Annotated in this window: 13 protein-coding genes; 2 read left to right on the top strand and 11 right to left on the bottom strand. The window is 45.9% G+C overall.

What is annotated here, in order from left to right; translation table 11 throughout:
- Positions 1-74: 74 nt before the first annotated feature.
- Positions 75-563 (bottom strand): MgtC/SapB family protein, encoded by a 489-nt coding sequence (locus tag L3V33_RS16780; RefSeq protein ID WP_237290841.1) that lies wholly within the window; start codon positions 561-563, stop codon positions 75-77.
- 202 nt (positions 564-765) lie between these two features.
- Positions 766-1,788, bottom strand: a complete 1,023-nt coding sequence (epmB, locus tag L3V33_RS16775) for an EF-P beta-lysylation protein EpmB (protein WP_237290840.1) — start codon at positions 1,786-1,788, stop codon at positions 766-768.
- Positions 1,789-1,821: 33 nt separating this feature from the next.
- Here epmB and efp point away from each other — a divergent pair, with 33 nt between their 5' ends.
- Positions 1,822-2,388, top strand: coding sequence for an elongation factor P (gene efp, locus L3V33_RS16770; protein WP_237290839.1), 567 nt, complete (start codon positions 1,822-1,824; stop codon positions 2,386-2,388).
- 323 nt (positions 2,389-2,711) lie between these two features.
- Here the strand turns inward: efp and frdD are convergent, their stop codons facing one another.
- Genes frdD through frdA form a run of 4 tightly spaced genes read right to left on the bottom strand, consistent with a single transcriptional unit; the run spans position 2,712 to position 6,091 of the window.
- Positions 2,712-3,107, bottom strand: coding sequence for a fumarate reductase subunit FrdD (gene frdD / locus L3V33_RS16765; RefSeq protein WP_237290838.1), 396 nt, complete (start codon positions 3,105-3,107; stop codon positions 2,712-2,714).
- 11 nt (positions 3,108-3,118) lie between these two features.
- Entirely contained in the window at positions 3,119-3,502 is a 384-nt protein-coding gene (gene frdC, locus L3V33_RS16760) for a fumarate reductase subunit FrdC (protein ID WP_017076351.1), read from the bottom strand.
- A gap of 1 nt (position 3,503) precedes the next feature.
- Positions 3,504-4,268: a succinate dehydrogenase/fumarate reductase iron-sulfur subunit gene (locus L3V33_RS16755; RefSeq protein ID WP_004733343.1), complete on the bottom strand. Its 765-nt coding sequence runs from the start codon at positions 4,266-4,268 to the stop codon at positions 3,504-3,506.
- A complete protein-coding gene (frdA, locus tag L3V33_RS16750) occupies positions 4,268-6,091 on the bottom strand; it encodes a fumarate reductase (quinol) flavoprotein subunit (protein ID WP_004733344.1) in 1,824 nt (607 codons plus the stop codon). Before frdA ends, L3V33_RS16755 begins: the two co-directional genes overlap by 1 nt.
- Before the next feature lie 501 nt (positions 6,092-6,592).
- Here frdA and epmA point away from each other — a divergent pair.
- Positions 6,593-7,564 (top strand): elongation factor P--(R)-beta-lysine ligase, encoded by a 972-nt coding sequence (gene epmA, locus L3V33_RS16745; RefSeq protein WP_237290837.1) that lies wholly within the window; start codon positions 6,593-6,595, stop codon positions 7,562-7,564.
- A gap of 33 nt (positions 7,565-7,597) precedes the next feature.
- On the opposite strand, the gene L3V33_RS16740 is transcribed toward epmA, so the two are convergent.
- From L3V33_RS16740 to rsgA, 5 genes are all read right to left on the bottom strand, one after another.
- Entirely contained in the window at positions 7,598-8,485 is an 888-nt protein-coding gene (locus tag L3V33_RS16740; protein ID WP_237290836.1) for a DMT family transporter, read from the bottom strand.
- Positions 8,486-8,676: 191 nt separating this feature from the next.
- Positions 8,677-10,557, bottom strand: a complete 1,881-nt coding sequence (locus tag L3V33_RS16735; RefSeq protein WP_237290835.1) for a methyl-accepting chemotaxis protein — start codon at positions 10,555-10,557, stop codon at positions 8,677-8,679.
- Between the two features lie 289 nt (positions 10,558-10,846).
- Positions 10,847-12,262: an SLC13 family permease gene (locus L3V33_RS16730; protein ID WP_065207275.1), complete on the bottom strand. Its 1,416-nt coding sequence runs from the start codon at positions 12,260-12,262 to the stop codon at positions 10,847-10,849.
- Positions 12,263-12,559: 297 nt separating this feature from the next.
- Positions 12,560-13,471 (bottom strand): archaetidylserine decarboxylase, encoded by a 912-nt coding sequence (gene asd / locus L3V33_RS16725; RefSeq protein ID WP_237290834.1) that lies wholly within the window; start codon positions 13,469-13,471, stop codon positions 12,560-12,562.
- Positions 13,472-13,596: 125 nt separating this feature from the next.
- Positions 13,597-14,652 (bottom strand): small ribosomal subunit biogenesis GTPase RsgA, encoded by a 1,056-nt coding sequence (rsgA, locus tag L3V33_RS16720; RefSeq protein ID WP_004733350.1) that lies wholly within the window; start codon positions 14,650-14,652, stop codon positions 13,597-13,599.
- Positions 14,653-14,757 lie beyond the last annotated feature (105 nt).

Below are 14,757 nucleotides of genomic sequence, written 5' to 3'. Positions count from 1 at the left end.
TCTAATAATTTGCCTCTAAGAAATCGAATCTAAGGACAAAATGTCTTTAAGATAAACGCATCTAAAATTAGAGGTTACTTCTTCACGCGACCTTTATTCATCCACTTCTGATGCACACCACGACGCAGGCTTTGGAAACTGTTTTCCACCTTGTCGACACCAAGCAGTATCACAAGCGCCATTAGAGTGATGATGACAGACTGAGAAAGGTGTCCTAAGGCAATCATCATGCCTAATGCTGCGAGTACCCAGATAATCGCGGCTGAAGTGACGCCATGAATCTTGCCATCCAATGTCATCATTACCCCGGCCCCAAGAAATCCCACCCCCGTTATTATCTGACCAAGCACACGGGCTTGATCGAGTGTGTTGGGAGATAAGCTAATCGCCATGGTGAGAAATAAATAAGTACCGCTGATAATCAAAATGGAGGTTCGTATTCCAACGGGTTTACCGCGGGTTTGCCTTTCGATTCCGATTAATGATCCACACAGCATACATGCTGCGAGGCCTGCCCAGCTAAAGGGGGCAAGGTTGAGAGTTTGTTCTATAAATTGTGACATATCACCCCTCCTAAAGATTTAGAATAGAGCCGAGTATGCTAATAATAGACCGGACGATCGAACAAAAACTTTTTGTCTTAACGATTGGATTGTCTGCTTAAGGTTTAACAGCCGGTGGTGGTCAACGAGAAGGTAGGGGAGTTTTCTTTTGTCGCTTCTTGATGTTTAAGACGATAAGAAGCGACGATTATTCCAGATAGGGTTATTCAATGTGTAGATCGAGTGGCGTCTTGCTGCTACGGCCGCCAATCTCGCGAGTTAACTTAGGTACGAGGTAGCCAGAAACCTCAGAGATCAAACCCTTAAAGTGCATCTTTGCTTCTTCATCGGAGATATAGAAGTGAGCGGCGCCCTGAACTTTATCAAGTACATGCATATAGTAAGGTAAAACACCGGCATCGAATAGCTTTTCGCTTAATTCTTTCAATGAGTTAGCGCTATTGTTAACGCCTTTTAGCATCACCCCCTGATTAAGCAGAGTCGCCCCAGTTAGCTTTAGCTTATGAAAGGCTTGTTTGAGTTCTAAATTGATTTCATTGGCGTGATTGATATGACTGACCATCACCACGTTGAGGCGAGTTCGAGCTAACAATTGGCATAGCTCATCCGTCACTCGAGCAGGGATCACAACCGGTAATCGGCTATGAATTCGAACGGTTTTTACATGCGGAATCTGTTCGATGGCATTGATCAGCCATTCGAGTTCGCTGTCTTTGGCTATTAAAGGGTCGCCACCGGATAAGATAACTTCGTTGATCTCTGGATGAGTGGCTACATAGTCGAGGCTGGTTTGCCACACAGACTTCGAGCCCTTGTTATCTTGATAAGGGAAATGGCGGCGGAAGCAGTAGCGGCAGTTTACAGCGCACCCCCCTTTTACAATCATCAGTGCGCGGTTTTTGTATTTATGCAGCAGTCCAGGAATCGCGTTTTCTTGCTCTTCTAATGGGTCGGCTGAATAGCCTTGATGAACCTCGAACTCTTCATTGAGTGGTAACACCTGACGCAATAGAGGGTCGTGTGGGTTGCCTTTTTCCATTCGTTCTACAAAGCTAAGAGGGACTCGAAGTGAAAACAGCTCACGTGCTGCGAATCCTTTTTGCCACGGTGTTGGGTCTATTTCCAATGCTTGAAGCAGTTTTGTCGGGTCAGAGATCGCATTCGATAGTTGTTTGAGCCAGTTTTGCTCAACAGATTCGACTTTTCGGGTTATGATATGCGGCATTGAAATTAACTCAAAGATGTGGAAGAGAAAATCATGGCGTCAGTAAGCACCAATGAATTCAAAGGCGGTTTAAAATTCATGTTAGATAATGAGCCTTGCGCAATTATCGACAATGAATACGTTAAGCCAGGTAAAGGCCAAGCGTTTAACCGTGTAAAACTTCGTAAACTGCTGTCAGGCAAAGTGTTAGAGAAAACATTCAAGTCAGGCGAAAGCTTTGAGCTTGCAGATGTTGTTGACGTTGAACTAGGTTACCTATACAACGATGGCGAATTCTACCACTTCATGAACAACGAAACATTTGAGCAAATCGCAGCAGACATAAAAGCAGTCGCTGATTCAGCAAAATGGTTAGTTGAAAATGACGTTTGTACTCTAACGTTGTGGAATGATAACCCTATCACTGTTACTCCGCCAAACTTTGTTGAGATCCCAGTAACTGAAACTGATCCTGGCCTTAAAGGCGATACACAAGGTACGGGTGGTAAACCTGCAACTCTAGCAACAGGCGCGGTCGTTCGTGTACCTCTATTCATCGCTATCGGTGAAGTTGTTAAAGTTGATACTCGTACTGGCGAATACGTTGGTCGTGTAAAATAATTTGATTGTGCCCACCTTGTTTGAGGTGGCTCAGTGAAATAGAAAAGGTCGCTTATGAGCGGCCTTTTTTGTATCTGGCGATCTGGAAAAGCAGAAGGGCAGATGCGAGTAAACGAGATTCGGGATACGAAGAGCTTGAAGAGCAGGAAGAGCAGGAGCGAGTTAGAGGATAATAGATTCGACAAGCAATAAAAAAGCAGAGCTGGATAACCTAGCTCTGCTTTCGCTTTTCTGCTTTTAAGCTCTTCGATACTCGGTTACTCGAATTCCGTATCTGCTTTTAAGCTCTTCGATACTCGTTTACGCGAATCTCGTATCTGCTCTTAAATCATAAAGATGAAGATAACAGATAGCGCACTGATTAGGCCTGCAACGAAGTAGCAGCCAACTTTACCTGCAACGCCGACGTGGAACTTAAGGTCGTGCATGCCGTGGTGAAGACGGTGCATTGCGTGCCACATTGGTAGTGCTAGTGTACCGATGATGAATAGCGCACCGATAATGCTGGTGGCGAATTCAGAAACACGTTCGTAGCTCATTGCATCCGCATCGATAATGCCCATAGGCACTAAGATACCCAGCACTAGAATCGTGATTGGTGTGATCATCGCGAACCAAGTACCGCCAGCGCCGAATAGGCCCCACCAGATTGGCTCATCAGAGCGTTTAGGGTTTTGGTTAACAGACTTAAGGCGGTTAACATTGTAATTTGTGTTCATAACGAAGCTCCTTACACCACCATAAGAACGATTAAAGAAATAAATGCCACCGCTGCCCACTGGGTCAGTACGATGATTCTTTTATCTACCAATTTGCCTTTAAGACGGATTGGCATTACTTGAGGCATCATGCTGAAGAAGGTCTGAGCGTGCAGTAAGCTGCCTAGCAGTGCCACGATATTAATACCGATAACGATAGGGTTAGCCATAAAGCTTAACCAACCTTCCCACGCTTCAGGACCTTTCACTAGCGAACCCAAACCGAAGGTTAGGAACAGAGTGAATAGAATCAAAGGCAGTACAGTCGCTTCACGTAGCATGTAGAAACGGTAGAACGGATGGTTGCTCCACCACGTTCTCTTCATCTCACGAACATAAGGTTTACGATTGCTCATATTACGCTTCCTCCGTCGCTTTAACCGGTTCGCCATCAGGTTTGAACATCGAGATAACGAAGTCCATTGAAGACTCAACTTTACCTTGGTTTACTGCAGCCGCTGGGTCTACTTTCTTCGGACACACATCAGAACAGTAACCTACAAACGTACAGCCCCAAGCGCCATTGTCGCCATTGATAAGCTTCATACGTTCAGCTTTACCATTGTCACGGCTATCTAGATTGTAGCGGTGAGCAAGAGCAAGTGCCGCAGGGCCGATGAACTCAGGGTTTAGACCAAACTGAGGACACGCTGCGTAACACAAACCACAGTTGATGCAGCCAGCGAACTGTTTGTACTTCGCCATTTGCTCTGGAGTTTGGATGTTAGTGCCGTCTTCTGGCTTACGGTCGTTACCAATGATGTAAGGCTTGATTGCTTCAAGGCGCTCGATGAACGGCGTCATGTCGACAATCAAATCTTTCTCGATTGGGAAGTTAGCCAATGGTTCAATCTTGAAGCCATTCGGGTAGTCACGTAAGAAGCTTTTACATGCCAGTTTTGGCACGCCATCAACCATGATGCCGCAAGAACCACAAATCGCCATACGACAAGACCAACGGTAAGACAGGTCTTTATCTAGGTTATCTTTGATGTAACCAATCGCATCAAGTACTGACATGGTTTCATCAAACGGAACTTCAAAGGTTTGAAAGTGAGGTTCTGCATCGTGCTCAGGGTCATAACGCAGGATTTCAATTTTTTGGATTCGATTCGCTGACATTATGCTTGCTCCTCTTCGCTCTTCTTCGCATTCTCTTCTGCTGCTTTTTCAGCGGCAGCGGCTTTCTCGGCTGCTTCACCGTATAGACGAGCTTTAGGTTGAGATTTAGTAATCTTAACGCCGCTGTAGTCGATAGTTGGTGCTGCATCTTCGTTGTAGAAAGATAGAGAGTGTTTCAGGAAGTTCACATCATCACGTTCTGTGCAGTTGTCGTCTAGACGTTGGTGTGCACCGCGAGATTCTTTACGAAGAATCGCTGAGTGAACCATTGCTTCTGCAACTTCAAGGCCGTAACCCACTTCGATAGCGTAAAGTAGGTCAGTGTTGAACACTTTGCCTTTGTCTTTAATGCTGATCTTCTTGTAGCGCGCTTTCAGTTCAGTGATTTTGTCGATGGTTTCTTGCATCAAGTCTTCTTGACGGTAGATACCACAACCCGCTTCCATGGTGTGACCCATTTCAGTACGTATATCAGCCCAGTTCTCATCGCCTTCTTGAGCCAAGATGCCTGCAATGCGATCTTCAACCGCTTTAATTTGCTTAGTGATGGCTTCTTCATTCCAGCCTTTGAATTCAGCTGCACGTTTCACGGCTTGTTCACCGGCTACGCGGCCAAATACTACAAACTCAGCCAGAGAGTTAGAACCTAGGCGGTTTGCACCGTGCAGGCCAACTGAAGCACATTCACCAACGGCGAATAGGCCTTTAATGCGAGTCTCACACGTACCGTTAGTTTCAATACCACCCATGGTGTAGTGAACGGTAGGGCGAATTGGGATTGGCTCTTTTGCTGGGTCAACGTTTACGTACGCTTTTGCAAGCTCACAGATGAACGGAAGACGCTCTTGCAGATACTCTTCACCAAGGTGGCGAAGGTCAAGGTGTACGACATCACCAAGCGGGTGCTTGATGGTGTTACCTTTCTGCTGCTCGTGCCAGAATGCTTGAGAAACTTTGTCTCGAGGACCCAGCTCCATGTATTTGTTTTTCGGCTCGCCCACTGGAGTTTCAGGGCCCATGCCGTAATCTTGCAGGTAACGGTAGCCGTTCTTGTTGACGATGATACCGCCTTCACCACGACAACCTTCAGTCATCAAGATGCCAGTACCCGGTAGGCCTGTTGGGTGGTATTGAACGAACTCCATATCACGCAGTGGAACACCGTGGCGATAAGCCATTGCCATACCGTCGCCAGTCACGATGCCGCCGTTGGTATTACAGTGGTAAACACGACCTGCGCCACCGGTTGCTAATACAACAGATTTCGCTTTAATCGTAACAAGCTCACCTTCAGACATATGAATCGCGATTAGGCCTTGTACTTCGCCATCTTCAACGATCAAATCCACCACAAAGTACTCATCAAATCGTTTGATTGTGTCGTACTTCATCGAAGTCTGGAACAGAGTATGAAGCATGTGGAAGCCGGTTTTATCCGCTGCGAACCACGTTCTCTCTACCTTCATACCGCCGAATCGGCGTACGTTTACTTCACCGTTTTCTTTACGACTCCATGGGCAGCCCCATTGTTCCATTTGGATCATTTCGCGAGTCGAGTTTTCAACAAAGTATTCAACAACATCCTGTTCACATAGCCAGTCGCCACCGCCAACAGTATCGTTGAAGTGGTTATCTAGGCTATCTTCGTCTTTAATTACTGCTGCTGAACCGCCTTCTGCTGCTACCGTGTGCGAACGCATTGGGTAAACTTTAGAAATCAGTGCTACTTCCAATTCAGGATTAGCTTCAGCCGCAGCGATAGCTGTACGAAGACCAGCGCCGCCTGCGCCGATGACTGCGATATCTGTGGTAATTGTCTTCACAGTTATTCTCCAGTGTGATGCGGAGTATTCCGCTTGTTATTATAAAAAGCTTATTGGTAGTACTTACTAATTGGCAGTACTTACTTATTGAGAGCACTTACTAATCGATAGTACGTAAACGGCATCAACCGTTTATCACCCCTAAGCCTTAAGTGGTAGGTTCAGTGTACGAGAGGAAGGTATTTGAAAAGTTGATGTATTTGGGTTTTTAGGTCGGTAATGCATATGGAGGCATAGAAATTATAGGTTATGTGACTGCAATCACGGCAATGAATTGTTGATAACGATTAACCCACAGGACTGGTGTTAACGGCTTGTTGAGTATGATTTTCGTTATCAATGTTGATGTGGAAGCTGTATTGATAATTGTATTGTAGAACGTAATTTTCTGGCTTCATTAAAACAACATTTTGCTTTCATCAATAGACAGATAGAAGCTTACAAAAGAGACGAAAGGTGGTAATTTTCGTCGCCTAGAATTCAGTGATATGGAACTTAATAATGCACTCTACATGGCAACCGGCCGCAACCATTAAGCAGTTAAAGCAACGTGCTGATATCCTTAATCAAATTCGTCAGTTCTTTACAGAACGAAACGTGATGGAAGTGGATACGCCTGCGATGAGTCACGCTACGGTGACGGATGTGCATTTGCATACGTTCAAAACTGAATTCGTAGGGCCGGGTTATGCGCACGGCCAGCCATTGTTCTTTATGACCAGTCCAGAGTTTCATATGAAACGACTGTTAGCGGCGGGCAGTGGCTGTATCTACCAAATTTGTAAGTCTTTTCGTAACGAAGAAAATGGTCGTTACCATAATCCTGAGTTCACCATGTTGGAGTGGTATCGCGTTGGCTTTGATCATCATGACTTGATGGATGAAATGGATTTGCTGTTACAGCAGGTTCTAAAATCAGGTGTTGCGGAGCGAATGACTTACCAACAAGCCTTTATTGATGTGTTAGGTGTTTGTCCGTTGGAAGGCTCGATGGATACTTTAAAGCAGGCTGCCGCAAAACTAGGGCTCAGCGACATTGCAGATCCAGAAGACGATCGTGACACCTTGCTGCAGCTGCTGTTTAGTATTGGGGTTGAAGCTAAGATAGGGCAACAAGTACCTGCATTTGTTTATGACTTTCCGGCTTCACAAGCCGCACTAGCCAAGATTAACCCGAATGATTCACGAGTGGCGGATCGCTTTGAGGTGTATTTCAAAGGGATTGAACTAGCAAACGGCTTCCATGAGCTAGATAAACCTCAAGAGCAACTCAAGCGCTTTGAAGGTGATAATGCCAAACGTGTTGATATGGGCTTATCGCCTCAACCGATTGACCATCACTTGATTGAGGCATTAAAAGCGGGCTTACCAGACTGTGCCGGTGTTGCTTTAGGTATCGATCGTCTGATCATGTTGGCTTTGGGCTACGACCATATCGATGACGTGACGGCTTTTCCGTTCCCGCGTTCTTAGCTTTCTGTTCAGTTAGTCCTACTTACTGCTTGGCTAACTGACCAAAATACCAGTACCCACGACGGCAACAATAGCACCTATCCAAGCGTAGGCATTCGGCCTTTGCTTGGTGTAAAACCAAAGTATTGGTAACAACATGATTGGCGTGGTCGAAGATAACAGTGCGACCATACCGACATTGCCTTCCTGCAACGCATACAAAATCAGCGTCATTCCCACGGCCATCGCTAAAAAGCCATTAACCGCAGTAATTGCGAATATTTGTTTATTCATTGGATTGATCGCGCGTGAAAGTTTAGCGCCTGTTAAACGAAACAGCGAGTGAGCAACAAAGGCGGTGATCATTCGAATGGCAGAGGCTGCAATTGGGTCGATACTGGTTTGCATCACGGGTTTGGCAATAATGCCGCCCAATGCTTGGCAGATCGCGGCGGTGATTCCCAACGCAACACCAATCCACACCGTGCCCTTAATGGTTTCTAATTGGTTGTTCGCTTGTCCACGACGACCAAAGAAGATTGCGGTTAATACCCCACTAAACACCAACGCTGAGCCAATCAGCTCAACCGAAGTCATGCTTTCGCTAAACAGGAAGTAGCCGAGAATAGCGGAAAATACGGCGTGACAAGAGAACAGCAAACCCGCTTGGCGCGGTCCCATGCGGTTCAAACAGGCAAATAGGGCGGTATCACCAATGAAGATGCCAATTAGGCCAGATAGCATCATCGGCGTGACTAAGTCAGCTTCCACACTTGACCACCCACCCGTAAACCAAGCCATGCTCGATAAGATGATCGCGGTACAACCCATTCGCCAGCGGCTATAGGCAAAAGATCCTAAGTGTTGAGCAGGCTTTACTGACATCAGGCTCGCAATCGCCCAAAGAAAAGCGGCAGCTAGAGCTAACCATTCAAATCCCATCTGAATAACATCCTTGTGTCTGGGATAAATTAGCTCATCAATATGCATCAAACCGAACTGAGAACAAAGTGATTCTTATGAAAGAACGACTTTGTTTCAGTGATTAGTTTATGTCAGCTGTCGCTTGCTGGTGTGGTTCAACTTACTTTGCTTGAGGCGCGCTATACCTCAAAGCACTATACCTCAAAGTGCTATACCTTAAAGCGCTCTACGTCTTGGCGCATTGACTCTGCAGCGCTGCTCATCTCATTTGAGCTATTGCGGCTGCTTTCCGCTTGTTGTGCTAGATCGTCAGAGGCATCTTTGATTCCTTGCGTATTGCGGCTGATGTCCTCGCTTACGGCGCGTTGCTCTTCTGCAGCACTCGCGATTTGCAGCGCCATATCGTTGATTTCAGTGATCGCTTGCGTGATTTTAGTCAGGCTGCCATGGGCTTGTTCTGCGAAGCCAACACTATTCTCTGCCAGTTGAGTGCTGGTGGTCATGCTTTCAACGGCATGTTCGGTATTCTTTTGCAGCGTATCAATCATCACGCGGATTTCTTCGGTCGAGCCATGCGTTCGTTGGCTGAGCACTCGAACTTCATCGGCCACAACCGCAAACCCACGACCTTGTTCACCCGCACGAGCGGCTTCAATCGCTGCATTCAATGCCAACAGGTTGGTCTGTTCGGCAATGCCTTGAATGGTGGATAGGATCTGATTGATGCTTTGCGCATTGCTCTCTAATTCACGAATAACATTGGCGGCGTCTTCAACTTGAATCGCAAGGCCAGTAATCGCATCACGGTTTTGTTGGATTACCTCTTGGCCTTCATTACAAGCGGTAGCGGATGCCTGAGAAGCGGATGCCGTTAATTCGGCATGGCTAGCCACTTCGGCTGCGGTAGCCGACATTTCATGAATCGCGGTCGCAATTTGGTTGATATCGTTTTGTTGATTCTCAACGCTAATCGAAGATTGGGTCGCCAGTTGATTGGCTTTCTCTGCATGGTTGTTGAGATCGTGGCTGTGTTCTATCACGCCCTTCAACATGCTTTGCATCTGGCTTAAGAACTGGTTCACAAGCTCGGCAAGTTTACCAATCTCATCCATACGTGTGATATCAATGCGTTGGGTGAGGTCACCTCTGCCTTGAGCGAGCTGAGTCAGCGCTTCTGACAAGGTTTGTAATGGAGAAAGTAGGCGGTTGATGACCATTGTGCTCGCAATTGAAATGACGATGTACAAAATTAAAGAAGTCAGAGCGATGAATTGAATGGCATCGGATACTGCAGAAAACGCCATGTCTTTATCGATAACGATACCTAACGACCAATCGGTGTTCGGGACATTGGCAATATAGACCAGCTTATCGCCTTGACCAGGCCAAGTTAGAGTGGTGATCATTTGGTCTTGGAGCAGTTGTGACACCTTGCTGGTTGTTAGTTCTGGATTCAAACTGGTCAGTGGTTTCTGACTCAGTTCTTCATCACTGTAGGCCACAATGTTGTTATTGCCGTCGACTAAAAACGCAAAACCATCGTTCTCCAGTTTTACATTAAGCACGGTATCAATAATGCTGGTTACGGTTAGATCGGCCGCGAGAACACCTTGTCTATCACCACTGAATGCTTTCGCAAAGCTGATGACAATGCTGCCGTCAAAGTCCTGATAAGGTTCGGTAATGATGAGGTCTGATGTTGCGTTGGCATCTTTATACCAAGGGCGAGTGCGCGGGTCGTAGCCTGCTGGCCAATCTTCACCTTTGTCGCCATAGGCGATAGTGCCATCGCTGAACCCTGCATAAACAGACAAGAATTGTCCGGCTTGCTTGGTGATCAATAACTCGCGATCAGAGTTGCTATTGCTTGAAATGGTCGATTCATTGGCAAGCATCATATCACTGCGGATTGACAGCCAATCGGCAATGTAATTGGTGGTGCCAACACTGACATTTTTCATTTCTTGGTTGATCGCGACTTCAGTCTCTTGAGTCAGCTGATTAACCGATATCCAAGCTTGAGCGCCACTTACGACGGCAATAATGACCGCAATGGCGACCTGAATTTTAAACTTAATAGTATGTCTCAAGGTCCATTCCTCTTTATTAGACAAAAACCTAACTACGTACTTGATGGTGAATTGGTGTGTTTCTTATAGGGGTATATTGTCGTTGTCTTAGGCAGAATGAATGTGTTTAAAATCATAAATTCTAAATATATTTACTCTGATTTTTGTAAAACAGTGAAGTAAAGTCACAGTTATTTATTGATTTAAAAATCAATCACTTGTTGTGGCCATTGTGCGTAAGATAGCGCTAATAGGCGCTAAATTTACATTTAGCACCTTAGTCGGAATAAAAGTGATCGTTGAACGTCTATTAGGTGATGATGAACAACGCGAGGTAGACCATCAGCAAGCCGACGATCCCTAAGATGATACCCATCTTCGCCATGTCTTTACTTTCGATAAGCCCGGTCGAGTAGGCCAACGAGTTTGGTGGTGTCGATACGGGTAAAATCATACCTAGCGATGCAGAGAAGGCGACCACAACCAGTAGTCCTTGCAGGCCTCCTATCGCAACCAAGCTTTCCATGGATGCGCCAATCGCAGCGGCGATCGGCATCAGTAAGTTGGCCGTTGCGGTGTTTGACATGAAGTTCGCCATTAACCAACATACGATGGATAACGTTAGCACTACCGCCGTTGGTGAGAGCGACTCATAATCAATCGCGTGTGCGAGTGCCACGGCTAAGCCTGTTTTATCTAGTCCTATGCCAATCGCAATACCACCTGCTACTAGCCACAATACATCCCAGTTAATCAGCTTAAGTTCTTCTTTGCCCATGATGCCCGTTAGGGTAAAGACAGCCAGTGGAATGATAGACACCACATAGGTGTTCATACCATGCAGCTTGGTGGTCATCCACAATAGGATGGTGGCGGCGAAGGTGACGTAAACCACAATCGCACGCCAGCTTTTTCTAAATTGGCCATCAAGCTTGAGCACCATGTTTCTTTCCTTGGACGGGAAAAATTTCTGTAGAAGGAACCAAGCGATGGTCAGTTGAATGATTACGAAGGGCAAGCCCATCATCATCCAGCTAAGGAAGTCGATACTGTTCTCACCCGTCAGGTATTGAAGTGCGATGGCGTTGGGTGGTGTACCTATGGGTGTCGCGATACCACCGGTGTTAGCAGCAATTGGAATACACAACACCAACGCCTTGATCCCCATGTCGCCTTTTGGTGCTGACGCCACGATTGGACCTAGCAGTGCGAGCATCATTACCGTTGTTGCGGTATTTGACATGAACATTGAGAACACGGCGGTGATCAGCATTAAGCCGAGCATAATGAAGCGCGGTTCTGTACCAAATGGTTTGAGCAATACTCGGGCTAAGTTGTTGTCGAGTTCGTACTTAGATGCCGATATCGCGAGCGCAAAACCACCCATGAAGAGGATGATGATTGGTGACGAAAATGCACCGAATATGTCGGTATATTTGATTAAATCACCGAGATCGTGTCCCGCTGGTGGATTTCTAAATAGGTGTAAGCCTTTGTCGGAAATCATCACCAGTTCAAGCGCAATGATCAAAATGGAAGTGGCGAATACCGGAACGGGTTCAAGCACCCACAGTAGAGCGGCCAACAAGAATATTGCCAACAAGCGGTGTTGAATCAGCGTGAGATCATCGATTGGTATTGAATCTATCGGCATGAATAACACGCCCAAGGGAATCGCAAAACAAATCAACAGCTTGGCCAGAACGCCAACATTGAGTTTAGGCATGTACAAAGACCCTATGAATAAAATATCTTCAAATAGAGTAAGTTATCTGGATTTTTGGTACTTGGAGACGGGTTGTAAAATCGGAAAGTTGTTTAAGGTTTCGACAGTTGTTTTGTTTTTGGTCAATCTTTTTATGAGGCAATTCGACGTACTGCTCGTTGAGAATAAGGTTATCGGTAGTTAGATTGGTTGAAACCTTGAAGGGAAATGTCTCGAACTAGATAAGAAAAAGGCGCGTTATTCTCTAAAAATAGAAAACTAACGCGCCCTTAAAGCTTACTAAGTTAACTCAGAGAGTTAGACTTGGTCTGTGTTCTCTGTTGAATCAACAGCTTCAGTCTCAGCGTCTTTGCCCGCGATATGCGCGAAAGGGGTGCCTAGAACGGTTTTCTCGCCATTTTGCATCGTTTCGTCAAACTTGATTGCGTCTTTAGCGAACAGGTTGATAACCGTTGAACCAAGCTTAAAGCGGCCCATCTCTTCGCCTTTCTTCAAGACGACGGCTGTATCACCTTGTGCAGGGTAATCCCATTTGTAAACTGAGTTACCACGAGGTGGAGTAATGGTGCCAGCCCATACTTGCTCGATGCTGCCAACGATGGTTGCGCCAACCAGCACTTGTGCCATTGGGCCAAACTCAGTATCAAAGATACAAACTACACGCTCGTTACGTGCGAATAGGTTTGGAACGTTCTCTGCCGTTAACGGGTTTACAGAGAAAAGGTCACCCGGAACGTAGATCATTTGACGCAGTGTGCCGTCACATGGCATGTGCACGCGATGGTAATCACTTGGCGACAAGTAAAGCGTTGCGAACTTGCCGTCTTTAAATTCATCCGCTAGAACAGCATCACCACCAAGCAACTCACGTGCTGAGTAGTTGTGGTTCTTAGCTTGAATCAGTTGACCATCAGTAATTGGGCCAAACTGGCTTACACGTGCATCAGCGGGGTGAACAATCACGGATTCGCCTTCAGCGATAGGGCGCATGCCTTCTTTCAATTCACGTACGAAGAATTCATTGAATGTTTTAAAGTGTTTTGGATCGCTATGCAGAGCTTCATCCATGTTTACTTTGTATTGCTTGATGAACCAGTTGATGATCGCTGTCGTTAAGCCACCCGCTTTAGCAGATGCTAGTTTACCGACTAGGCGAGTTAGCCCATGCTGTGGGATCCAGTACTGCAATCCAACTTTAATCTTATCCATTGTATTAATTTTCCAATGCTAATTGTTTTTCAATTAAATCTGTCGATGACGGTTTAGGGCGCGAGATGTTACTTAAATTCGCGCCAATTGTCAGTAAATGCACACGTTTGTTCACAAAAACGCGATTAGAGATCGGCTTTCTTGCTTCGTGAGTACTGACGGTTATCTTTGTTGTCAGCCATTGTTTCAATAATGCGATGGTAGCTAGCAAAACGTAAGCGGCTAATTTTACCGTCTTCAACGGCTTCACGTAGCAGACATCCAGGATCGTCATTGTGTTTACAGTCACGGAATTTACAACCACCTAGGTATGGTTTGAATTCAATGAAAGCATCAGTGACTTCATCGGGTTCTAAATGCCATAGGCCAAATTCACGTACCCCTGGGGAATCGATAAGATCACCACCAGAAGGGAAGTGATACAAACGCGCTGCAGTCGTCGTGTGTTGACCCAGTCCTGAGTTTTCAGAAACCGCGCCTTCTTCAATGTCTAATGTTGGCATGAGTGCATTCACGACGCTGGATTTACCTACGCCAGATTGACCAACGAAAATGTTGATACGATCTTTCAGTTCGGCTTCCAACTCTTTGATGCCGTAACCCGACTCTTTACTGACGAACATGACTTTATAGCCGATTTTCTCGTATATTTTCAGCGTTTCGCGGTATTCGCTAATTTGTTGTTCTGTCAGCAAGTCGACTTTATTGAGCACAACTAACGGGGCAATATTCACCGTTTCAGAGGCGATCAAGTAACGGTCGATGATATTAAGTGATAGCTCTGGCAGTACAGCTGAAACGATAACCATTTGGTCAACGTTAGCAGCAACCGGTTTTAGGCCGTCGTAGTAATCAGGGCGAGTTAGCATTGACGTTCTTGGCTCAACGGCTTCTACAACACCAGAGATGCCGGCCATTGATTCAAGTCCTGCGCGCCAAATGACTTTGTCTCCAGAAACTAACGTTTCAATACTGCGGCGTAAGTTACAACGGTGAACTTCGTTGGTTTCAAGATCTTCGATATCGGCATGTTGACCAAAGCGCGTAATTACGAGTCCGCTTTTTGTTCCGCCAAGCATGTTCTCATCCCACTGGATAGAATCTTCTTTCTTGAGTCGCTTGTTCTGGTTGCTACGTACACGACGCACTTGACCTTTGGTTAACTTCTTTTTTTTAGCCACAATTTTTCACTTAACACATCTAACTTGATGATTGAGGACTCAAACGGAATGTTGTTGGTACCATTGATTTCGATGGCCCTAAAGCTAGTTTGAGTATAGTTATTT

The sequence above is a fragment of the Vibrio sp. A2-1 genome (assembly GCF_021728355.1).
Taxonomy (GTDB): Bacteria; Pseudomonadota; Gammaproteobacteria; order Enterobacterales; family Vibrionaceae; genus Vibrio; species Vibrio splendidus_K.
This window is presented reverse-complemented; position numbering and strand designations above follow the sequence as displayed.

Coding starts and splice junctions, on each gene's coding strand:
- L3V33_RS16740 (WP_237290836.1), bottom strand. CDS start 8,485: ATGGGATTTGAATGGTTAGCTCTAGCTGCCGCTTTTCTTTGGGCGATT.
- frdC (WP_017076351.1), bottom strand. CDS start 3,502: ATGAGCAATCGTAAACCTTATGTTCGTGAGATGAAGAGAACGTGGTGG.
- L3V33_RS16780 (WP_237290841.1), bottom strand. CDS start 563: ATGTCACAATTTATAGAACAAACTCTCAACCTTGCCCCCTTTAGCTGG.
- asd (WP_237290834.1), bottom strand. CDS start 13,471: ATGGATAAGATTAAAGTTGGATTGCAGTACTGGATCCCACAGCATGGG.
- L3V33_RS16755 (WP_004733343.1), bottom strand. CDS start 4,268: ATGTCAGCGAATCGAATCCAAAAAATTGAAATCCTGCGTTATGACCCT.
- frdD (WP_237290838.1), bottom strand. CDS start 3,107: ATGAACACAAATTACAATGTTAACCGCCTTAAGTCTGTTAACCAAAAC.
- epmB (WP_237290840.1), bottom strand. CDS start 1,788: ATGCCGCATATCATAACCCGAAAAGTCGAATCTGTTGAGCAAAACTGG.
- epmA (WP_237290837.1), top strand. CDS start 6,593: ATGCACTCTACATGGCAACCGGCCGCAACCATTAAGCAGTTAAAGCAA.
- efp (WP_237290839.1), top strand. CDS start 1,822: ATGGCGTCAGTAAGCACCAATGAATTCAAAGGCGGTTTAAAATTCATG.
- L3V33_RS16730 (WP_065207275.1), bottom strand. CDS start 12,262: ATGCCTAAACTCAATGTTGGCGTTCTGGCCAAGCTGTTGATTTGTTTT.